We start from the raw sequence: 22,609 nt of genomic DNA, 5'->3' as shown, positions 1-22,609 counted from the left end.
CCCTTGGTTCCCTTCGTCAGCCTGAATGCTTCGCAACTTTCAGACTTCGGAAGACCAAGGGCCTCCCCATGCAGCGACACGCCCTACGAGAGCGAAATCACAACTGCCCCATTAAAATCGAAGAGCCGTCATAGGTGGCGCCCTTGATGAATTGCACGTCGCGGTTAGGCCGCTGGTACAGCGTCGTGGATCGGAACGGCGGTGTCACGAATGGGAAACGAATGAGAAGTTGTGCAAAGGGATTCTGACAATGAAGATTTTCCTTGTTTGAAAACCGCGTCCTCGATTTGCCAGTCATCAACGAGGCCTTCGAAAGTATCGAAGCCATATACCTTGCGTTCGCAGGCTTCAGAACCAAACCTGGTCGACCATCCGTTCCAGACACCCCGGCCTAGGACGAGCTCGCCTGGCTTCTCGTCGCGCTGCCGAGGCATGCGCGATGCTACACACAAGGTGTGTGGCCTGGAATTTTGCACCGCCGGAGATCCGAAAGCGTACGGCCAATGAATGCTCGATACTGGTCGTCATAATTTCTGATATCTCTGGACATACATATGAGTGCGGAATGAGGCAGTCCCGATCCCGATAAGCAAAGCGGCCGTAAAGGAGGAAAAGCATAAGTAGAACGACCGCGACAAACGCCTGGAACAGGGTAACATGCCGCAGCCAAGGCCAGCGCTATGCCCATGAGAAATGCTTTCCACAGACGATGGAAGTTCGTCCGCTCTACATCCGCCGCGCGACGCCTACGCTTACATTCCCCGCGTTCTCGGCTACACCAGACGCGATCGCCGACCCCGTATACATCTTCTGGCGTCGCCGGCGACGTTGGTTGAGCGGCGCCCCAAAAGGTCATGGGCCTTTGGTGAATTCACATGCAGCACCAGTAACTCGCCAGCAGGGAAAACGGGAATCCGTTCACCGTATATGCCGGAGCCGATGGGTGAGCCAAGGCCGGCTTTCGGTGGCAGACACATGCGACAACGTGAACCCGCGGACTGAGCGTTGACGCGGGGATCTGAGGGTGCAGCGAGCGCCGGTGAAAGTAGCGCCCAAAGCTCAGGCCATTCGGACTGACAGTCTCAGGGGCCGCAATCTAGTATTCGATTATGAACATGAAAGGGTTAAATGCGGCCCCTCGACCCCTTGAGGTACATCAAGAACTACTGGACGGAGGGCGCATCCTGCGGTCGACGCGTCGCCAGACTATTGCGCTCGTGCGCAGTAAGTACGCTGAGCCTACCGCCGAGTTGCGCGCATGACCGGCGAGGGCGGGCAGTCGTACGCCGCGTCGCGGCCGGTGATTCTTTTCGTGCTTGGGATGGGTCGGTCCGGCACATCGGCGCTAACCCGGGTCCTGTCCCTTTGCGGCGTCACCCTTCCGACAGGGATGATGGGCGCCGACGGGCACAATCCGCGCGGCTATTGGGAGCCGCGCACAGCTGTCTTGCTCAACGAAACAATTTTGCGGCGCCATCGCAGCAACTGGTTCGACCCGACGCTCCGCTTGGAGGAGGAAGGTGCGTGGGACGCCGCCGAGAAGGCCGCTTGCATCGCTGACGTCAGAGCCTATCTAGAAAAGCTGCCGCCCGCGCCGATTCTGTTGGTCAAGGACATGAGGATGACAGTCATGACCGACGTGTGGTTCGAGGCGGCACGGTTGGCCGGATTTGACGTTGGGACACTGATTGCGGTGCGCAACCCGCAGGAGGTTATCCCCTCGTGCGCGAAGTACGTTCGAATCTCGCCGGAGCTGTCAAGCGCCCTGTGGCTCAAATATAATTTGCTAGCGGAGAAGCATACACGCCGTGTGCCACGCGTGTTCGTCGAGTACAGCAACCTCCTCAAGGACTGGCGTCAAGAGGTAAACCGAGTTTCTAAAGCCCTCAACATCGACCTCAGCAACCAGGATGTCAGCGCTATCGATGAGTTCCTAACGCCAGACCTTCAGAACAACAGAGACTGCGGCCCCATAAGGGAACGGTTCGGCACAAAGTGGATGTCTGCAGTCTACGACGAGTTGCACGCGGCCGCGCGGGACGAGCCGTGGGACGCCGCTGAGTTGGACGCCGTTCTCGAAGCCTACCGAGCGATGGAGCATGACTTCCGAACAGCTCAGGAAGAGTTCCGCACCATAACCAACAGCCTGGCGCGGTGGGTGTTGAGGCCTTCTATCAGCAAGCCGATACATGCTGTCGTCGCGTTGGCTCATCGGCGCAAGGGGCCGTGGGCCTAAAGTATATGGAATTCGGACGCCCTTGGGTCCGCCTATATCCTCGATGTGGATCCCATTCGCGGCGAGATGTGCCACCCTTCAGCATTCGCTGTAGACGAACCGGAGGCATTGGCTCTTGTCAACATCCGTGCTCATCACTGGTGGGGCAGGATTTATCGGATCTGCGCTCTCCCGCCGTCTCGTAGAGGCAGGCTATGACGTCGCCGTAATGGACGTCCTGCACCCGCAGGTGCACGCACCGGGCCGGGCGGTCGAGTTGCCGCCATCCGTTCGCTTGTTCACCGGAGACGTCACTCATGCGCCCGACTGCGATGCGGTGCTTCGGTTGGTCCAACCTTCCCAGATCGTTCACTTGGCGGCCGAAACGGGTACGGCACAGTCGCTTTCGCAGGCGACTCGCCATGGCTCGGTCAACGTGGTGGGCACCACTCAGCTTCTTGACGCCCTGGGTCGCTCAGAGATCGTGCCCGACCAGCTTGTCGTGGCGTCGTCGAGGGCGGTCTACGGCGAGGGCGCGTGGCAATGCGGCACCGACATCTTTTATCCGCGGCCCCGCAGCCATGCGCAACTCGCGGCTGGCATCTGGGATCCCCAGGGGCCCACCGATAAGGAAGCGGTGCCGCTCCCAAGCTGCGCAAGCCGGACGGAACCCCGGCCGACAAACGTCTACGCCGCGACCAAGCTGGCCCAGGAGCACATTCTGGCCGCTTGGACGACCGCGCATGACACCAATCTCAGTGTGCTGCGTCTCCAGAATGTCTACGGTCCGGGCCAGTCGCTGACAAATTCGTACACAGGAATAGTCGCTCTCTTCGCCCGCTTAGCGCGCGAACGACAGCCGTTACAAGTCTATGAAGACGGTCGAATCGTCCGCGATTTCGTCTACATCAATGATGTCGTCGGCGCCCTGTTCGCGACAGTACAGCAGCCCGCGACTGGGCTGCGCTGTCTCGACGTCGGGTCAGGGAGCGCCACGACGATTCATGAGCTGGCTACGAGGATCGCCACGATCTGTGACGCCCCCGAACCGGTCGTCGTGCCGAAATTCCGCGACGGTGACGTCCGCGCCGCGAGTTGCCTCATCGAGCCGGCCGAGGACGAGCTTGGCTGGCGGCCGAGACATGCGCTCGATGAGGGTCTGCTTGCACTTCTTGAATGGATTGGCGAGCAGCAGCCCGCGTTGCCTTCGCCGCAAGCCCAATAAACGTGCTCGGCCACGCAGCAGAGCATGCTGGGCGAGGCGAGCACACGACATCGCGGCGGCCGCAGAGATCGCTGAAGTTAAGATACATCGGTGCGCTGGGGCCAAAGAATGACGATCGCTCACCATCCTCCCTCGCATTGCCGTCCCGAACTGGGTGACGGGTGCCACCCAGGCCCCTTATGCGCCACGACATCGTGAGAGGCTGATCTTCGAGATGAAATTCGTGCTGGCCTGCTACGGAACGCGCGGCGACATAGAGCCTTCCGTCGTTGTCGGGCGCGAATTGCTTCGCAGGGGGCACGAGGTGCGGATGGCGGTTCCACCCGACCTGGTTGGCTTCGCCGAGGAGGCCGGCCTGGCGGCGGTCCCTTACGGGCTGGATACGCAGGCGTGGCTCGACGTGTACCGCAATTTCTGGACGACTTTCTTCAGCTCTTTCTGGAGGGTTCAGCATCTGCGCCGTTTGTGGCGTGAGATGTGGGCGAGCAGTGATGAGTGCTGGGTGCAGATGAACACGACGCTGACATCGTTGGCGGAAGGCGCCGACTTGGTGTTCGCCGGACAGAGTTATCAAGAGCCTGCTGCAAACGTCGCGGAGTTCTACGGCATTCCGTTGGCCACGCTGCATCACGTCCCGATGCGGCCCAACGGCCAACTCGTGCCGATCCTCCCGCCGCGGTTGGCCCGCTCCGCCATGACCGCCTTCGACTGGCTGTCCTGGCGTCTAAACAAGAAGGCAGAGGACGTTCAGCGCCGCGAACTAGGACTACCGAAGGCAACTGTTCCATCGCCACGCCGGATCGCCGACCGTGGATCTCTGGAGATCCAGGCGTATGACGAGGCCGCCTTCCCCGGCTTGGCGGCCGAATGGGCGAAATGGAACGGTGAGCGGCCTTTTGTCGGCGCGCTCACAATGGAGTTGACGACGGATGCCGATGACGACGTCATGTCCTGGGCTGCCTCGGGCTCATCGCCGATTTGCTTCGGCTTTGGCAGCATGCCGGTGGAATCACCGGTCGACACCGTCGAAATGATCAGCACGGCCTGCACCGAACTAGGCGAACGCGGATTAGTGTGCGCCGGTTGGAGCGACTTCAGCGACGTGCCATGTCCCGACCACATCAAGGTGGTTGGCGCAGTGAACTACGCATCGGTCTTTTCGGCTTGCCGCGCGGTGGTCCACCACGGCGGATCGGGCACAACGGCGGCAAGCCTGCGTGCCGGAGTTCCGACACTGATTCTCTCGATGGACGTCAATCAGACGATGTGGGGAGCTCAAATCAAACGTCTGAAGGTCGGCACTGCCCGGCGCTTTTCGTCCACCACGCAGAAATCGCTGGTCGCAGACCTGCGCCGGATCCTCACCCCGGACTACGCATGCCGCGCCCGCCAGATCGCCACTCAGATGACCACGCCCGCTGAAAGCGCCGGCAAAGCCGCAGATCTCGCAGAGCAATTTGTCAGCTCGAGGCGTGTTGCCTGATCTACCGGGGCGGCCGGCGGCAAGCCCGGCTCGATCGGCTTGGCACATTTGCCTCGGCGTGTGTTGATTCAGCTGACGAAGCGAACCGCGTCGCTGTCGAGCCGCCGAACGATGTCTTGTTCGCCGACCAGACGGTATTCTCCGAACGCCGCGGCATGCGACGTCGCCCCCAATCGACGGCCTCGCGAAGACGACCAGGCTGCGGGATCACGAAAGAGACGAACCGGAATTGACTGAGCAAACTAAATTGCCGAAGGAAAGCGGCGGCTCCTCCGGCGTGGCTCGCTCAGCGACAAAGGCGGGATTCCGTGAGGATATCGAGGGCCTGCGTGCCGTCGCGGTGTTGGCCGTTGTCCTCTTTCATGCTGGTGTGCCCGGCATTGGTGGCGGGTACGTCGGGGTGGACGTGTTCTTCGTCATCTCAGGCTTCCTCATCACCGGATTGCTCTGGCGCGAGGTGAGTACTTCCGGCACCGTTCGGTTGCGCCGGTTCTACGGGGCGCGGGCCCGGCGGCTGCTGCCGGCGTCGGCCGCGGTAGGTGTGGTTACGGCGATCGCCTCATTTGTGCTATTGCCCCCGTTGCAAGTCAAAAACGTCCTCATTGACGGCATTGCCAACGCGCTGTACGTCGGCAACTACCTTTTCGCTCTACAAGGCGTGGACTATCACCTTGCCTACACGCCGCCGTCGCCGTTCCTGCACTACTGGTCACTAGGCGTCGAGGAGCAGTTTTACCTGGTGTGGCCGGCCATGATCATCGTGACAGCTTGGCTCATCCGGCGGGTCCGTCGGCAGCGCACCGAGGCCAACGCCACGGCGTCGGTGCGCCCGTACCTCGTAGTCCTCGTTCTGGTCGGGGTCGTATCGTTTGCGCTGTCGCTGGCGGCCACTGCCCTGTTGCCTTCGGTGGCGTTTTTTTCGCTGCCCACCCGGGCCTGGGAGTTGGCTGTCGGGGGCCTGGTGGGGCTCACGGCCGCCCATTGGCGCCGACTACCGGCACCGATTGTCGCAATTGCGGCATGGGGAGGTCTGGCCCTGATCCTCGTGGCCTGCACCGTGTTGAGCGCGACCACACCCTTCCCCGGTACCGCCGCACTGCTTCCCGTGCTTGGCACGGTGCTGGTGATAGGCGCGGGTTGTGCTGCACCTGCGGGGGGCGTCGGGCGCATTCTGTCGCTGCCGCCGATGCGCGCGATCGGCCGAGCGTCGTACTCGTGGTATCTCTGGCACTGGCCGGTGCTGGTGCTCGCTGCACCGTTGCTGGGCCACTCCCTTGGTTTGGTGGAAAGGCTGGTGACAGTCGTCATCTCCGGCGTTCTAGCCGTGGTCACGCTGCGCCTGATAGAGAACCCAATCCGGCTCGCTGATTCCCTGCGACGCTCGCCCGCCCGCAGTCTCGCGGTCGGCGGCGCCGCCACCGCTGTCGCGGTCTGTGTGAGCGTGGTGTGCCTGTTGTTGGTGCCCATCCCGTTGGGCCGCGGCCCGGCTGCCCCACCGCTGGCGGTCGCTGCGACGCCTCCACCCACGGGTCCGAACCCTGGCCCGTACGACGCGGCGGTACAGCAAGCGTTTGCGCAGGTGCAGGCCGCGGTTTCAGCTTCTGCCGATCGGACGGCCGTACCGTCGAACCTCAACCCATCCCTTACCGACGCGGACAATGAAAGCCCACTCACTTACTTCAAGGGCTGCCTGCGCAACTTCTTCGACGTCGACCAGCCCGAGTGCGTGACTGGCGACACGGCCTCGCCGACCGAGGTCGCCTTGGTCGGCGACTCGAATGCCGCGATGTGGATCCCGACGTTTCAGCAGCTGACGGAGGATCGGCCCTGGCGGGTCGAGACGCTGACCAAGGGTGGCTGCCCGATGCTCGACCTGGCGATCATCAACCCCTTCCTTCGCCGGGAGTACACCGAGTGCAAGCAGTGGCGTGATCTGATCATCGACCGGTTGCGCGCCGAACGCCCACAGCTCATCGTCCTCGGCCTGTGGCGAAAATACGGCGAGCGCTACGACTTTCCAGCGGGTGTCACGTCATACGACCCGACCTGGAACGACAGCCTGACTGACCTCGTACATGAGCTGCGTGGTCTTGGTTCAGAGGTGCTCGTGCTCGGGCCGGTTCCTGATCCGCACACCGAGGTGCCGGTGTGCCTGTCCGGCCACCTCGATGACACACTGGCATGCTCGCCGACGAGGGCAAAGGCGGTCAACGAAGCCGGCATCGCGGCTGAGGCGGCCGCCGTCACTCGAGGCGGCGGGGAGTACGTCGATGTCACCGACCTGTTCTGCACAGCCGACCGCTGCCCAGCCATAGTGGGCAACACGGTCGTGTTCCAGGACGCCAACCATCTGTCGTTCCAATACGCTCGGCTCCTGGCACCGGTAATCGGTGCGCTGGCCGACCGCGCGTTGGCCCGAAGCTCGCCTGCCAGCTAGTACAGACTGCTCGACAGACAGCCGGAACCAACGCTTAGTCGCTCACCACAGCAAAGAATGACCCGTGGCATCCTCAACAGCGTCATCTACTGCCCTCCCGCCTGCGGGAACCCGCCTGAAAGACCCCCATTGTGAGCCAACTTGCGATCGAGGTTGTGGGCGTCACTAAGACGTTCGGGCGAAACACGCCCGCGCTGTCCGGCGCGAGCTTTTCGGTTCCGGCCGGGATATTATGCGGCCTGCTCGCCACAACGGCGCCAGCAAGACGACCAACATCAACATCCTATCTACGCTGATCAGGCCGAGTTCGGGCAGAGCCACAGCGTCGCCGGCGGAATGCCGGAATATTCACCGACATTGGCAATGAGCTCCTGTTAGAGCTGGCCGGTGAATAGCAAACAGGCACCGTCGGCCAGCACTGGCACGGTCGAGCTCATCTGGCCCCTAATGATTGACGGGCGCCCAGGCTCCGCGCATCAATTTGATCGACTCTCCGATCGTCCAAAAGTTCCGGTACCAATCCGAGTACTTGCCGAGGACGGCGTGGTCCCAGAACTCACGCAGAGGCGGCCCACAGGGCACTGCCGTGATCCCGACCGACTCGGCGAGGTAACCAAGTCGGAGGGATGGCCATGCGCACGTCGTGCCCAAGGGGCCCTGCACCTCGCGGCCGACAGCGAGAACAGGCTCAACGTCGCCGTTCCATAGAATGCCAGCACAAATCTCATCCGGTACCCCTGTACTGGCCATCTGGCTGATAGCTTGCCGGAATTATTCTCGTTGCAATCTAGCTACAACATCGTTCCTGCACCCAGCAGTGCGGCCTACCCGGACTGCTTCGGGATCTCGGTTGTGATCGCGTCGTCGTAGGGTGGTTCGTCCTTTAGCAGCAACGACCGGACCATCGCGCGGGTCCCGTACGGCTCAAGTAGGGCACTGGCGGGGCGCGGCCGCACTCGTTGCGGCCACCAGAACCAACGTCCGAGCAACGCCGCTATCGACGGCGTCATGAAGGCACGCACGACTAAGGTATCGAACATCAGCCCCAGAGCGATGGTCGTGCCAATTTGACCTATAATCAGCAGATCGCTGACCACCATCGAGGCCATTGTGAACGCGAACACCAAACCCGCGGTCGTGACGATCTTGCCGGTGCCCCCCATTGCGCGGATGATGCCGGTGTTGATGCCAGCGCCGACCTCCTCTTTCATCCGTGAAACTAGCAACAAATTGTAATCAGACCCCACCGCCAACAGGATGATCACCGACATCGCGAGGACCATCCAGTGCAGGTGCATGCCGAGGATGTACTGCCAGACCAGCACGGAAACCCCAAACGACGCACCCAGCGAGAGCACCACCGTGCCGACGATAACTAGGGCGGCAATGAAGCTCCGCGTGATGATCAGCATGATGATGAAAACGAGACAGATCGCAGCGACACCCGCGAGCCATAGATCGTTCGTGGAACCGTCTTTCCAGTCCTTGGCGGTCGACGCTGCACCAGCCATATAGACGCTGGAGTGTTCGAGAGGTGTGCCTTTCAATGCCTCCTCGGCCACCGTCCTTATCTGCTCGACCCGGGCAATGCCCTCTGGCGTCGCGGGAGCGCCCCGATGCGAGATGATGAATCGAGCCGCTTTCCCGTCGGGAGACAGAAAAGAGTCCATCGCCTTCTTGAAGTCCTCGTTTTCAAAGACTTCCGGTGGCAGGAAAAAGGAATCGTCGTTGTTGCTTTCGTCATACGCCGATCCCATTACGGAAAGGTACTCATTCGAGAAATCCATCGAATCAAAAAAGCCGGTCATCGTGGAGTGCATGGTGAGGGTCATGGTCCGCTGGATCTTCATGATGGCGATGGTCTTCGGGAGCTCGGCGGCAATCTGCGGCAGGAGCACATCCATTCTATCTAGATGGACAAGAAGTTCATCCATTTTGCCGCTAATTGTATCAATACCGTCGAGCGTGTCGAATATCCCTCTGATCGCCCAGCAAAGAGGAATATTGAAACAGTGCGGTTCCCAGTACAAGTAATTTCGAAGAGGCCGAATGAAATCATCGAAATCGGCCATACTATCCCGCAGCTCATCCAGAACCAACTTCAGCTCATGTGTCTGTACCACCGAATTATGCGTAATTTCGTTCATTCGCACCATCAAAGCATGCTGCACTTCCAATAATGTAATCATCTTCGCCATGTCTTCGGCCTGCGTCAACAGGTCATCCATACGGTCGCTCTGGTACTTCATAACTTGTGACTGGCTAGCATTTTGCAAGCTGAGCATAAACGGTATCGACGTATTACCCATCGGAGTTCCCTCGGGCCGTGTGATGCCCTGAACACGAGAAATCCCGGGAACCCTGAAAACTGCCTTGGCTATTCTGTTGAGTACCAAAAAATCTGCCGGGTTGCGCATATCTCGATCGGACTCAATCAGCAGAATATCTGGCATCAGGCGCGCTTGCGAGAAATGACGTTCAGCGGCGGTAAAACCCTGATTTGCTGGGATATCTCCGGGGATATACTCGCGATCGTTAAAGCTTGTTTTGTAGCCAGGCAGCGTCAGAAGACCGAGCATCGCAAGCGCCAATGAGGCAGCCAGGATGGGCGCAGGCCAACGGACCAACGCCGTGCCAATTCCCCGCCATCTACGAACCGCCAACTTGCGCTTGGGGTCCAATAATCCGAATCGGCTGGCCAGGGCCACGCCGGCCGGAACCACCGTCACTGCAACCGCTACCGCTACCAGCATGCCGATTGCGCATGGAATGCCCATGGTCTGGAAGTAGGGCAAGCGAGTAAAGCTCAGACAGAAGAGCGCCCCCGCGATCGTCAAACCGGATGCCAAAACGACGGGAGTAATACTCCGATACATGGTGTGGTAAGCCGTTTCAGGGTCCTCGCCAACCTGGCGCGCCTCCTGATATCGACCGAAGAAGAAGATCCCGTAATCGGTTCCTGCCGCGATGGCGAGGAAAACCAGCATATTGACGGCGAACGTCGAGAGAACAAAAGCTTCGTTGTGGCCGAGGAATGCAACGACTGCGCGGGCTCCCGCTAATTCCACGAAAACCATGAGCAACAGCAGAATCACTGTGACGATCGAACGATAAACAAAGAGCAACATGGCGAAGATGATCACCACGGTTACCGCAGTGATCTTCAGAATCGAATCATCACCGCTGCGTTGCATATCTGAAGCTAATGGCGCGGCACCGGTAACATAGACATCGACGCCGGGCGGTGGTGACGTCCGATTCACGATCTCGCGGACCGCGGTCACCGACTCTTCCCCCAAAGCTGTCCCTTGGTCGCCGACCAGATTCAATTGAACATATGTGGCCCTGCGATCCGGGCTTTCCACGCTCGAGGCCGTGAGCCGGTCACCCCATAAATCCTGCACATGCTCCACATGCTCCGGATCGTTTCGCAACTCACGAACCAATCCGGCGTAATACCGATGCGCATCATCACCGAGCGGCTGTTCACCCTCCAGCACGACCATCGCGGAACTGTCCGAATTGGATTCTTTGAAGACCTGCCCCATGCGTGTCATACCCTGGACCGACGGCGCATCCTCGGGCATCACGGAAACGGAATGCTCTCGCCCGACCTTCTCCAGCGCTGGGATTGCCGATGCCCAGCTTCCACTAACGGCTGCCAGAGTCAGGGCGAGAATCAGCACCACCCATGCCAGGATGATGAAGAGCGAAAATCTGCGCGTGGTCCGCGCGATGAAAGGCTGCCGCCGAGGGGGTTCGTCGCTCATTAGGCCTTCGCTAGTCCCTCAGCAATAAGGAACGTACCAGAGGGCGCGGCCCCACAGACCGAAGTAATCTGCTGGCGGGGCGCGGACGAACTCGTTGCGGCCACCAGAACCAGCGTCCCAGCAGCGCGGCGACCGAGGGGGTCATGAACGCGCGCACGACCATTGTGTCGAACAATAGACCGAACGCGATAGTAGTGCCCACCTGACCAAGGGTCAGCAGGTCGCTTACGAGCATTGAGGCCATGGTGGCTGCGAATACCAGACCAGCAGCAGTTACGACTCTGCCGGTACCGCCCATTGCCCGAATAATTCCCGTGTTCAGGCCCGCGCCAATTTCCTCTTTCATTCGCGATACCAACATCAAGTTGTAATCAGATCCGACTGCCAGAAGGACAATCACTGACATTGCCACCACAACCCAGTGTATTTGGATGCCGAGAAGATGTTGCCAGACGAGGATGGACAATCCGAACGACGCGCCCAACGAAATCACCACCGTGCCGACGATAACCAGGGCGGCAATGAAACTTCGCGTCATGATCAGCATGATAATAAAGATTAGGCAAAGTGCGGCTATGCCCGCAATCAAGAGATCGTATCTGGATCCGTCCACGAGGTCTTTTACCGTCGCCGCAGTGCCGGCAAGGTAGATATTACTGTTCTCCAGAGGCGTGCCCTTGAGTGCCTCCTCGGCCGCAACCTTTATGGGTTCAACCTTCTCCATACCCTCAGGCGTCGCGGGATCACCCTTCTGCGAAATCAGCATACGCGCAGACTTCCCGTCCGCTGACAGAAAGATATCCATGACACGCTTGAAGTCCGCGTTGTCAAATATCTCCGGTGGCAGGTAAAAGGAGTCGTCGTTATTGGAGGCGTTGAACGCCTTGGCCATGGCCGTGGCGTTCTCTTGCCCTTCCTCAAACGCACCAATGGTGCCGGACATGGTGCTATGCATGGTGTACATCATCGTCTGCATATTTCCCATGATTGCGATCATCTGCGGGAATTGGACAAGAATCTGCGGCAAAAGCAGGTCCAATTGATCCAGATTCTTAACTAACGCATCCATTTTAACGGTAACCTGATCGACGCCGTCGAGCGCAACAAAAATCTGCCGAAATGCCCAGCAGAGGGGAATATTGAAGCAGTGCGGTTCCCAGTGGAAATAATTGCGTATCGGCCGAAAGAAATCGTCGAAATTGGAGATAGAATCCCTTAAGTCCTCCGTGACATCCTGCAGCTCGTGTGTGACCTCGACCATGCTGTGGGTCGTGGCTACCATCTGCTGCATCAATCCATACATACGCTGCATGATGGTGATCGTTTCGCCCATTTGATTGGCCTGCACGAGCATGTCATCCATGCGTTGTCTCTGGAATGGCATGTTTAGCAGCTGGCTAGCGTTGGCAACACTGATCATAAAAGGAAGGGTCGTCCGGTCGATCTGGGTTCCCTCGGGGCGGGTTACGGACTGTACGGTGGCAATGCCTGGAACGGCGAACACCGCCTTGGCCAGCTTGTTCAAGATCAGCATATCGGTAGGATTACGCATGTCATGATCGGCCTGGACGACCAACAGATCGGGCACCGCCAATTTCGATTCCGGGAAATGACGCGCTGCGGCCGAGTAGCCCTCATTGGCGGGAATGTCGCCTGGGATATACTTTTGGTCGTTATAGCTCGGATTGTAGCCGGGCAAGGTCAATAGACCGATAAGTGAAATCGCCAGTGTCGCCGCAAGTATGGGCGCAGGCCACCTGACGGTGGCCGTTCCTACGCGCTGCCAGCCGTGGGATTTAATCCGTCGTCGCTTCGGGTCGAACATACCGAAACGGCTGCCAGCGGCCATAATTGCGGGAACCAGCGTAAGGGCAACTGCGACAGCGACCAATATCCCTATTGCGCCTGGGATGCCCAAAGGCTGAAAGAAAGGCAATCGGGTAAAGCTGAGACATGCGATGGCCCCTGCGATCGTGACGCCGGACGCCAGAACGACCTTGGCGACGCCTCGGTAGGTGGTGTAGTAAGCCTTTTCACGGTCCTCGCCGGCTTGGCGAGCCTCTTGATACCGCCCAATGAAGAATATCCCGTAATCAGTTCCAGCCGCGATACCTACAGACACCAAGAGATTAACGACGAAGGTGGTGAGTCCGACGATTCCGTGAATACCGAGAAACGCCACAATTCCCCGGGCGACCTGCAATTCTATCAGGACGGTCAGCAAAATTACGATCGTGGTGATAAAGGAACGAAAGACTAGCAGCAACATAAAGAAGATCACTGCGAAAGTGACCACCGTGATCAGGATGATTGTTCTGTTCCCACTCGCGGCCATATCCGCAACGATCGCCGCAGGTCCGGTGACAAACGCCGTTACACCGGGGGGAGCGGGTGTGCTGTCGACGATGCTTTGGAGGGCCCGCACCGAAGCGTTCCCCTCAGCCGAGCCTGTGGCGCCGACGAGGGATACTTGCACGTAGACTGCTTTTCCGTCGGTGCTTTGAGCAGCGCCGGCGGTGAGTGGATCGCCCCAAAAATCCTCGACGTGCTTCACATGCGCCGGATCGGCTTCCATCTTGCGAATAAGTTCGGCGTAGTAGTCGTGACTATCATCGCCAAGAGGTTGCTGACCCTCCAAAATGAGCACTGCCAACGTGCCGGTACTTGACTCCGCGAATGCCTCACCCATCCGCGCTGCGGCCTTGGTGGAGGGCGCGTCTGCGGCAATGAGCGGCACCGAATGCTCTCTCTCGACCTGCTCCAGGGAAGGGACGAAGAGAGTCAGAATGACGGTGAGCGCCACCCACAGCACGATGATCGGGAGCGACAATCGATGGATCCACCGCGCGGCAAACGGCTGCCCGGTGCGTTCTTCGACCGTGTGCTTGTTGGTCATGCGGCCGTCAGACGGCAAGAGGTAAAGGCTCTGAACTGCTCTTTGGTCTCCTCAGTTTTAACCTCTTTGTCCACAAGGATGCGACAGCCAATGCTGTCGCTATCGCCTTGCGCCATTACGCTTCCCATGGCCGTCGCGTCAGTGAGGGGAAAGTCCAGCGACCAGGGCAGGGTCGCATTTTCGATGAATGTCGGGACGGAATTGGCGTCGAAATAGCTGATGCTGGCCACGGTCCCTGGCGGTCCGAAGACCTCGTATGTCATGTGCTTGGGGTTGTACGGCGTGGTGTCCTCGAGTTGGGTGTCCGAATACGCAGGACGGTCGTCGGATCCGAACATGCCGTGCAGTCGCGACACAGTAAATGCTCCGGCACCGGCGACCGCCAGGACGACGAGCGGAATCCACATCCGCTTCAGAACCCTGAGAATCACAGATCCCCTCCAGCTAGCTCCACGCCCGGCGCCGTGCCGGCGCCCATACAACTACACATCGGCCGCGTCGCGCCACACGGCCGCCCCCGAAAGCGGTGACGTAGCCAGATAGCCGCGACGTCGCCGCAAACGCGGACACCATGGCGAAGCGTCAACCGATCTCGAAGAGTAAATCATGCCCGCGGCCTCCATATCGGCTCGTTCCCAACGTGATATAGGATCGCAACGCACATCGCGTGCCTAGAGGCACCGCACGGATATTCTGCACGCCCCCGCAAATTTTGTCAGTGCGTTACCACTGAGCAGCGGTGAAGCTTACCTTTCACCGCACGCACAGGTATAGAACACCTTCAGACCTGGTAACGAACAACATTCGCAACCTGGCACCGGCGGTACCGCGGCCGCCAATCCGAAACACGCTCGCCCTGCTCACCGGACAAAATTACAGAATCATGACAAACCGAGGGATGCGGATGTAACACGGCGGAAACTCCGGCCGATACGGATAGTGCGCATCGGCGCAAGGTTTGACCATGCCGAGATGATGGTAGTCGGACCGGTGTTGGAATTTCGGCGCAGTTTTGAGCAGAGCAACTAGAGTTTGTTAGAAATCGGCTTACAGGGAGGACTTCCACACATGATGAGATTGTCGTTAACCAAAGTGGCTGTTGCGGTTGGAGGTCTGGCATTGTCGTTGACCGCCGGAGCGGGGGTTGCGTCCGCCCAGCCGAACACTGATGCGATGGTCAACTCACCGTGCACATACGATCAGGCGATCGCTGCGGTTAACGCGGAGAATCCGACAGCTGCTCGGTATCTCGCCCAATCGCCGCCGAACCAGCAGTTCGTCCGAATGTTCCTGAGTTCCTCGAAGGATGAGCGCGTGTCACTACTCAACCAGATCAAGAACAACCCGGGGATCGACCAGGCCATTCCGGTGTTCACACAGATGATGACCAGCTGCGTCAACTACTGAGCGCAAGCGCCGCACCTAGGCTGTGAGGCGTCACCCTACGTAAATCCGGTTTCACTAGTTTTCCTCAGGTTGCCGGAGAGCGATTGAGTTGTGCGCGTTGGGGTTTCGATCCGGCCTACAGCTCGTACTTGGGCCCATGAGCGAAGAACTCAAGGACCGCCGCGTTCACCGCCTGCGGCCGTTCGAGAAACCCCAGATGGCCGGTGTCGGCGATCTCCAGGTAGCGCCCATTCGGAAGGGCGTCTGCCACCTCGGCTCCCAGGTGCGGGGGCATCACCAGGTCATCGGCGAATCCGATCACCAACACGGGTGTGGTGATCGCCGTATAGGCGGGCAGCCGGTCTTTTACCGGCGCAACGTCATGCTGGGCGCGAATTCCAGCACTAGGCTTCATGGGCCACATCATGAAAGTGTCGATCCAGTCCTGAACCGCACCGTCATCGTTCAAGGTCTTTGGTGAAAACCCTTCAAGCAAGCGCATTTTCGCTTCGTAACTGGGTGGTAGTTGGACGTCGGCATCGGCGAAATCTCGTTCGGCAGCGCGAAAAAACTCGCGCGCGCGGTCGTGGCGTCCACGTGTGGCAATCAATGCGGCCTGGCTCACCAGGTCAGGCCGAGCCAGCATCAATTCTTGTGCGATGTACGACCCCATCGAAGTACCCACGAGTCGGGCGGGAGCAGCGTCGAGCTTCTCGATCAATTCCGCCGTGTCGGCCACCATCGTTGCAGTTGTGAAGCCGTCTGCGTTCGCGGATGCGCCGACTCCCCTGTTGTCGAACGTGATGACGCGGTAACCAGCTGCGCGAAATGCAGGCACCTGGTGGAGATCCCAGGTGCGTCCAACACCGCCCTGGCCCGCAATGAACAGCACCGGCTCTCCGCGGCCACGGTCGACGAAGGCCAAATTCACCACGGTGCGACCGTACTACGGCCAGTAAAACTACGGCCAGCAAACTCGCGCGGCGCGTGCCCGGGGGGTTAACCCCCGCCAACTTTTATGGCAAACCTCGGGGGTCGGGACTACACTCCTGGCGCATGCGGGGTGCGCTCAGTGAGGTCTTCGATCCGCGCCAGAACGCACTGAATGCCTGGCGGCTCGTCCTAGCCGCAGGCGTCATCCTTCAGCATTCCTGGCCGTTGACCGGTCGAGAATTCGCGACGCCCTTCACAGGCCTGCTCACGCAGGTATGGGTAGACGGGTTTTTCGTCGTGTCAGGGTTCCTGATCACGGGGTCATGGATGAACAATCCGCGGTTGCGGGAGTACGCAGCGGCGCGGTTGTTGCGAATCTTTCCGGGCCTGTGGGTGTGCCTGCTCATCGTCGCCTTCGTGCTGGCGCCGATCGGGGCGGCCCTCTCCGGCGGGTCGCTGCGGCTGTCATCGCAGATCACCTACGTGCTCAACAATGCAGTGCTCAACATCTTCTACACGGGCATTGACGGCACGCCGAAGGGAGTGCCGTGGCCGGGGGTGTGGGACGGACCGCTGTGGACGTTGATCTTCGAACTGCTGTGCTACATCGGAGTCGCGGTGCTGGGGGTGATGGGGCTTTTGCGACGGAAGTGGACGATCCCGATCGTGTTCGTCTTGGCTGTCGCGGCATCAGCAGTAGTCGGGTATCCAGTGATGACGGTCGAGACCATTCCCCAGATGGTGTTGCGCTTCATCGTCGTGTTCTCGGCGGGGGCGCTGGTGTACCAGTTCAGGGACCGGATTCCGGCTCGCTGGTGGCTGGTGGCGGTGTGCGCGGGCCTGGTCGTTGCGTTGGGATTGCTGCCCAACTACCGGGTGTTCGCCGCGTTGCCGTTGGCTTACGCAGTGATCGTGTCCGGCGCCCTGTTGAAGCGGCCCCGGCTGCGAAACGACCTGTCGTATGGCATGTACATTTACGCCTGGCCGGTGCAGCAGATCCTCGCGGCGGCCGGGTTGATTTGGCTGGACCCCAGACTGTTCTTCGTGGTGGCCACGGTGTGCACGGTGCCATTGGCTGCTGCCTCGTGGTTTGTGGTCGAGCGCCAGGCAATGAAGTTGAAACGACGGGTGCGGAAGAAGGAGTTCGCGGAGTCCGCGCCCGGGGGTTAACCCCCCTGGACTCGTCCGGTAAACGCAGTGTTGCCTGGCCGCGGCGGTCCGTACCTTCGGGGTATGGTCTCAATCGCGGATCAAACAGCTGAGCCGATCACGGCTGAAACTTCCCCCTCGCCAACGCTCCGGCGCATAGGCTTCGCGCCCAGTGCGTCGATGATCGCCGGCGCGGCGATCGGCGTGGTTTGGCTGTGGGTGCCGTTCATGCTCGTGATCTTCGGAATCTCCGCGCTCCCAACGGTGATCGGGACTGCGACCGCCATCGTCGTGTTCGTATATCTGATGCGCGGGGTGGAGTGGCTCGAGCGTGTGCGTAGCGAGGCCGTTTTCGGCATGGGTCTGGCGGTACCGCCCCGCAAGATATCCGACCACACCGGCTTTGGGCGCTGGCTTCACCAGACATGGCTGGACCTCAACAGCACCCGGTTCTGGAAGGGCTGCACCCATCATTTCGCTCGGCTGGCCTACGACATGGCAGCCGGCGGTCTCGCGTTGGCTCTGCTCGCATTCGCATTCCTGGCACCGGCCGGGGCGATCTCCATCAGCCGCAGCGGCCCCGATGCCGGAGTGACTCTCATTCCGCCCATGCTGGCATGGCCGCTGGCAGTGATCTCGTTCGCCGTCGCCGTCGCGATCGTGGTGTTCGCGCCTGTTCTCGACGCCAAGATCGACGGCTGGCTGCTCCCGCCGTCGCAGACCGCGATGCTGAAACACGAGATGGACGTTCTCGCCGACGCCAGGTTGGGCGCAGTGACTTCGGCGCAAGCCGAGCGGCACCGCATCGAACGCGACCTGCACGACAGCGTGCAGCCGCGGCTCGTATCGCTGGCGATGACGATCGGCCTCGCCCAAACGAAACTCGACAACGACCCGGCCGCCGCCAAGACGCTGATCGCAGAGGCCCATGAAGACGCCAAATCCGCTCTGGTCGAACTGCGCAACGTGGTTCGCGGTATCGCGCCGTCGATCCTGTCCGACCGGGGGTTGGATGCCGCACTCTCATCGGTGGTGCAGCGTGCCGCCGTGCCGACGCTGTTGAACATCGACCTGCCCCGGCGGATCGCTGAGGAGACCGAATCGGTTGCGTATTTCGTCGTGGCCGAGGCACTCACCAACGTCGCCAAGCACGCACAGGCGTCACGGGCTGTCGTCACGGTGCGCCTCGACCAGGCCGAAAACATGCTTCACGTCTCGGTCTGGGACGACGGCCGCGGCGGAGCGGAGATCACCGACGCCGAAAACGCAACCGGCCTGCGTGGTCTCGCCGAGCGAGTGCGCGCCGCCCGCGGCACGTTCACAGTTTCAAGTCTCTTCACCGGGTCCACGACTGTCACCGCGGTTCTGCCATGCGAATAGTGATCGCCGAGGACTCGGCACTGCTGCGGGCGGGCATCGAACGCATCCTGACCGATGCCGGCCACGATGTGGTGGGCAGCGTGCCGGACGCCTCAAACCTGCTGCAGCTGGTCAAGGAGACCCGACCTGACCTCGTCATCGTCGATGTCAGAATGCCGCCGACCTTCACAGATGAGGGAATCCGCTGCGCCGCACTGCTGCGCAGCCAGAATCCAGACTCGCCTGTCCTGGTGCTCTCGCACTACGTCGAAGAGCGCTACGCGTCCGACCTGATCACCTCAGACACCCGCGGCTTCGGCTACCTGCTCAAGGACCGCGTCGCCGATGTGCCGGCGTTCCTGGAGGCAATTGCGGTCGTCGGCGGCGGCGGGACCATGCTCGACCCCGAGGTCGTGTCCCAGATCCTCGCGCGATCGCATCGTCGAAGCTCGCTCGATCAGCTCACCCCCCGCGAAACCGAGGTGCTGCAGCTGATGGCCGAAGGCAGGACCAACTCGGCGATCGCCTCAACCCTGTTCATGTCGACCGGTTCGGCCGAGAAACATATCGCTTCCATCTTCGCGAAATTGGCCCTGGTCCAAGACGACACCGAAAACCGCCGTGTCCTCGCCGTTCTTCGCTACCTCGAGTCCTAGTCGAAAGGAATGCAACTCATGAATATGAAGACTGACCAAGAAATCATCGAGGGCGCCTTGGCGCTCATCGAGCTCGAGAACGGATGGACCCAGGGCACCTACTGCCGCGACGCCGACGGTTACGAGGTCCTGCCCGCCGTCGACGCCCCGGGCGAATGGGTGCGGTTGCGCACCGAGCACGTCGGTGCGGGAGGCTACCGGGCGCACACCGAAGCCGGGGCGAAGCCGTGCAGCTTCTGCCCGCAGGGAGCGCTGCGCGCTGCGGCCGGCTGCTGGCTCTTCGGGCAGCCCAACGCGGCACAAGAGCAGCAGATCGATTTGCTGGAGCATTTGTTGCTGGATCTGGCGAATCGCGCGGCGATGCCGGGCTGGCCGAGCTTGCCCGCCTTCAACGACGACGCGCGTACCACCCAAGCCGACGTGGTGCTGGTGCTCAAACGCGCCGCCGCACACCTCGAATCACAAGAACGTTAATGGCCGGGAGCAGGAACGGCGTTTCTGCAGGTGGTGCCCCGACGCCAGCTCCCGTGATGGCGGCCGGGCTGGGCAGCGTTCGCGTCGTCACCGAGACGCAGGCGCTGCCGGCCAACATGCGATCGCTGGCGATCGCCAAAGAGAACGCCGGTAGCCGAATCACGCTCAGCGACAGCGGTTCTGGATTCCTCTGGTTCAAGCGCACCGGCGAGATCAAGGTCATTCTCCCCCCTTACGTCGCGCGAGACTTGAGCGTGACGGTCAACGATCAGGACCGCTCGCTAGCCAACGCGGCCAGCCTCGATCAGTCGTCGTCGCCAAGACCGACGGCGACGTGAAAGTCGCCGACAGCGAGAGGATCGCTCGGGAAATCCCGCATGCTGCTGGCCTTGGAAACGAATTGACCCGCCCAGACATGCGAATCGGTCCACGCCGTCCAAAACTTGGCGCCGCCAGTTTCCGTTTCGTACGCTGGCTTGCCACCCGAGCCATGGCGCGCACGGGTTTTCACGCTCTCGGCTCGGACTTCGCCACTCAGCGGATCGCATCGATCCAGGAGAAACTGAACCGTGGCGAGACGGTCTATCTCGCGGGCCTCGCCGCGCCCGGAACCCACAACACCGGCGTGGCGCTCATCGAGGTGACGCAGGCGAACGGTCCGCGCATCGTCGTCAACAACGAAGAAGAACGCTTTTCGGGAGACAAACACAGCACCGAATATCCGCGCCAATCCCTCGACGCGATGGTCGCCACGCTGCGCAGCATGGGGCGCGACGTCGGCGACATCGCCGCTTTCGTCACGACCTGGGATTATCCGACGTTTTTCGCCACGCTGACGCGTACGGTCATCGAAGAAGCGCCGGCCAGTTTCAGATTGCTCGGTGTATCCAATTTTGCCGGCATCCACAAGCGCCGCTTGGTCCAGATATGGCGCACACCACGAATTCTCGGCAGACAATTGGGATTGCAAAAGCCGGTGCCGCTGATCTCCATGCCGCACCATGACAATCACGCTTGGTTTTCGTTCGCGGCCTCGCCCTTCGCCGACGACAGGGAGCCGGTCGCGATTGCGGTGCTCGACGGCACCGGCGACCGTGGATCGGTCTCGCTGTACGTCGCTGAGCATGGCTCGATGCGTCAATTGTATTGCAATTCAAGCGTGTCCGACTCGCTCGGCGCCTTCTACGGCGTGATCTCCGCAACCCAGGGCGGCTGGAACATCCTCTCCAGCGAGGGGCGATACATGGGCGCCGCGGCCTGGGGAGATATGGATCGTGCGAGCAACCCGTACTACCGGGGACTGAAAGACGTCCTGCATTTCGGCGACGGCGGCGAGATCAAGCTCAACCGCACGATGGCCAACTGGCATTGCCAAGCCCTTGACGATCCCTACAAGGCCCCGCTCATCAAGATCCTCGGCGAGCCGCTGACGGGCGAACAGATCTGGAACCCCGACGCGATGTTGCGCGTCGAGGACATCAACCATCGGCCCGACACCAAGGACCGCCTCGACAAGGCGGCCGCGACGCAACTGGTGTTCGAGGACGCCTTGATCCATATCGTCGATCATTTGCTGCGCGAGACCGGCGCCAACCGGGTGGTTCTGACCGGCGGCGTGGCGCTCAACGCCGTCGGCAACATGCGGCTGCTCGAACATTTCGACGAGGCGTGGTTCGCGAAGGCGCAGCAGCGCAAAGCCCGCTTGCATCTGTGGGTGCCGCCGACTCCCGGCGACCCCGGCGTCACCATTGGCGCCGCCTGGCTGTTCGCCCATTTCGCCGGTGCGCCGCGCGGCGCGGCGATGACACATGCGTTTTACTGCGGCACCGCCCCGTCATCTGATGACATCGCGGCGGCGCTCAAGGCTGACGATGTTGCCTCGAGCCGGATCGGCGACATCTCGACGCTCCAGGGCCGCGACGCCGTCGCCGACATGATGGCTTTCATGGTGGCGCAGGACGCCGTCATAGCGCTGTATCAGGGGCCGGCCGAGACTGGACCACGCGCGCTCGGCCATCGCTCGATTTTCGCCAACCCTTGCGATCCCGAGACGCGTGAGCGGCTCAACGAACGCGTCAAATTCCGCGAGGCGATCCGCCCGTTGGCGCCGATGGCGACGCTGGAGGCGGCGCATGAATTTTTCGAGCTGCATCCGGGCGCATCCGACGCCGATTACAACGCATACAACTACATGGTTTTGACGGCGCACGCGAAACCGGGTGCCCGCGAGAAGGTTCCGGCGGTGATTCACGCCGACGGCACCGGCCGGATCCAGATTGTGCGCGATGAGGACGATCCCCTCACCTACGCCTACCTGAAGGCGCTCGGTCTTCGCATCGGCGTGGAAATGTCCGTCAACACGTCCTTCAACGTCGCGGGCCCGATCGCTCAGACCCCGGCCCAGGCCATCGACACGCTGCGCCGCTCCAAGGGTCTCGACGTGGTGCTGCTGGTGGCAGACGACGGCGTCGTGCACGCGGCATGGCACGACGGCGAGCGCGACAGCGGCCGGTTTACGGGGTGGCTGTCGGCATGGAAAAACAGCGCGAACGCGTTTGATCGCGCGCCCGTCGATCAACGGTAACGCGCTGCCGATCACGAGCGCACCAATAGTCACAGGCACTGC

At 60.9% G+C, this 22,609-nt stretch carries 15 protein-coding genes and 1 pseudogene; 12 read left to right on the top strand and 4 right to left on the bottom strand.

From position 1 onward, the window contains the following. Nucleotides 1-1,258: 1,258 nt before the first annotated feature. The 5 genes and pseudogenes from CSQ99_RS10305 to CSQ99_RS31305 all read left to right on the top strand — a co-directional run. Nucleotides 1,259-2,236, top strand: coding sequence for a sulfotransferase family protein (locus CSQ99_RS10305; RefSeq protein ID WP_425437804.1), 978 nt, complete (start codon nucleotides 1,259-1,261; stop codon nucleotides 2,234-2,236). A 127-nt stretch (nucleotides 2,237-2,363) separates the two neighbouring features. Continuing rightward, the gene (locus CSQ99_RS10300) at nucleotides 2,364-3,440 is read left to right on the top strand and encodes an NAD-dependent epimerase/dehydratase family protein (protein WP_099038937.1); all 1,077 of its coding nucleotides are present in this window, start codon (nucleotides 2,364-2,366) and stop codon (nucleotides 3,438-3,440) included. 214 nt (nucleotides 3,441-3,654) lie between these two features. Further along, complete coding sequence (locus CSQ99_RS10295; protein WP_099038936.1) at nucleotides 3,655-4,923, top strand: glycosyltransferase; 1,269 nt, start codon at nucleotides 3,655-3,657, stop codon at nucleotides 4,921-4,923. Nucleotides 4,924-5,170: 247 nt separating this feature from the next. Next, nucleotides 5,171-7,360: an acyltransferase family protein gene (locus CSQ99_RS10290; protein WP_245908843.1), complete on the top strand. Its 2,190-nt coding sequence runs from the start codon at nucleotides 5,171-5,173 to the stop codon at nucleotides 7,358-7,360. A 131-nt stretch (nucleotides 7,361-7,491) separates the two neighbouring features. Continuing rightward, nucleotides 7,492-7,703: pseudogene (locus tag CSQ99_RS31305) on the top strand (daunorubicin/doxorubicin resistance ABC transporter ATP-binding protein DrrA); the annotation flags it as partial. Nucleotides 7,704-8,184: 481 nt separating this feature from the next. Here CSQ99_RS31305 and CSQ99_RS10275 read toward each other — a convergent pair. From CSQ99_RS10275 to CSQ99_RS10265, 3 genes are read right to left on the bottom strand one after another with little or no spacing between them, the layout of a single operon-like run. Beyond that, nucleotides 8,185-11,130, bottom strand: a complete 2,946-nt coding sequence (locus tag CSQ99_RS10275; RefSeq protein WP_099038933.1) for an MMPL/RND family transporter — start codon at nucleotides 11,128-11,130, stop codon at nucleotides 8,185-8,187. Between the two features lie 10 nt (nucleotides 11,131-11,140). After that, complete coding sequence (locus CSQ99_RS10270; RefSeq protein ID WP_099038932.1) at nucleotides 11,141-14,026, bottom strand: MMPL/RND family transporter; 2,886 nt, start codon at nucleotides 14,024-14,026, stop codon at nucleotides 11,141-11,143. Next, a complete protein-coding gene (locus CSQ99_RS10265) occupies nucleotides 14,023-14,433 on the bottom strand; it encodes an MmpS family transport accessory protein (RefSeq protein ID WP_099038931.1) in 411 nt (136 codons plus the stop codon). The genes CSQ99_RS10270 and CSQ99_RS10265 overlap by 4 nt, the downstream gene beginning before the upstream one ends. Before the next feature lie 661 nt (nucleotides 14,434-15,094). Here CSQ99_RS10265 and CSQ99_RS10260 point away from each other — a divergent pair. After that, entirely contained in the window at nucleotides 15,095-15,433 is a 339-nt protein-coding gene (locus CSQ99_RS10260; protein ID WP_099038930.1) for a hemophore-related protein, read from the top strand. 115 nt (nucleotides 15,434-15,548) lie between these two features. On the opposite strand, the gene CSQ99_RS10255 is transcribed toward CSQ99_RS10260, so the two are convergent. After that, a complete protein-coding gene (locus CSQ99_RS10255; RefSeq protein ID WP_099038957.1) occupies nucleotides 15,549-16,343 on the bottom strand; it encodes an alpha/beta fold hydrolase in 795 nt (264 codons plus the stop codon). A 125-nt stretch (nucleotides 16,344-16,468) separates the two neighbouring features. Here CSQ99_RS10255 and CSQ99_RS10250 point away from each other — a divergent pair, with 125 nt between their 5' ends. The 6 genes from CSQ99_RS10250 (at nucleotide 16,469) to CSQ99_RS10225 (ending at nucleotide 22,567) form a co-directional block, all read left to right on the top strand. Further along, on the top strand, nucleotides 16,469-17,515 hold the full coding sequence (locus tag CSQ99_RS10250; RefSeq protein ID WP_099038929.1) for an acyltransferase family protein: 1,047 nt from the start codon (nucleotides 16,469-16,471) through the stop codon (nucleotides 17,513-17,515). Nucleotides 17,516-17,578: 63 nt separating this feature from the next. Then, a complete protein-coding gene (locus tag CSQ99_RS10245; protein WP_099038928.1) occupies nucleotides 17,579-18,874 on the top strand; it encodes a sensor histidine kinase in 1,296 nt (431 codons plus the stop codon). Continuing rightward, on the top strand, nucleotides 18,865-19,509 hold the full coding sequence (locus tag CSQ99_RS10240) for a response regulator transcription factor (RefSeq protein WP_099038927.1): 645 nt from the start codon (nucleotides 18,865-18,867) through the stop codon (nucleotides 19,507-19,509). Before CSQ99_RS10245 ends, CSQ99_RS10240 begins: the two co-directional genes overlap by 10 nt. An 18-nt stretch (nucleotides 19,510-19,527) precedes the next feature. Then, nucleotides 19,528-19,983 (top strand): DUF6197 family protein, encoded by a 456-nt coding sequence (locus tag CSQ99_RS10235; protein WP_099038956.1) that lies wholly within the window; start codon nucleotides 19,528-19,530, stop codon nucleotides 19,981-19,983. Between the two features lie 56 nt (nucleotides 19,984-20,039). Further along, nucleotides 20,040-20,321, top strand: coding sequence for a hypothetical protein (locus tag CSQ99_RS10230; protein ID WP_141562657.1), 282 nt, complete (start codon nucleotides 20,040-20,042; stop codon nucleotides 20,319-20,321). Continuing rightward, nucleotides 20,318-22,567, top strand: coding sequence for a carbamoyltransferase C-terminal domain-containing protein (locus CSQ99_RS10225; protein ID WP_245908840.1), 2,250 nt, complete (start codon nucleotides 20,318-20,320; stop codon nucleotides 22,565-22,567). The genes CSQ99_RS10230 and CSQ99_RS10225 overlap by 4 nt, the downstream gene beginning before the upstream one ends. Nucleotides 22,568-22,609 lie beyond the last annotated feature (42 nt).

Source organism: Mycobacterium neglectum (assembly GCF_002591975.1).
Classification (GTDB): domain Bacteria; phylum Actinomycetota; class Actinomycetes; order Mycobacteriales; family Mycobacteriaceae; genus Mycobacterium; species Mycobacterium neglectum.
The sequence above is the reverse complement of the archived record's forward strand: the minus strand, read 5'-3'. Positions and strand labels throughout refer to the sequence as shown.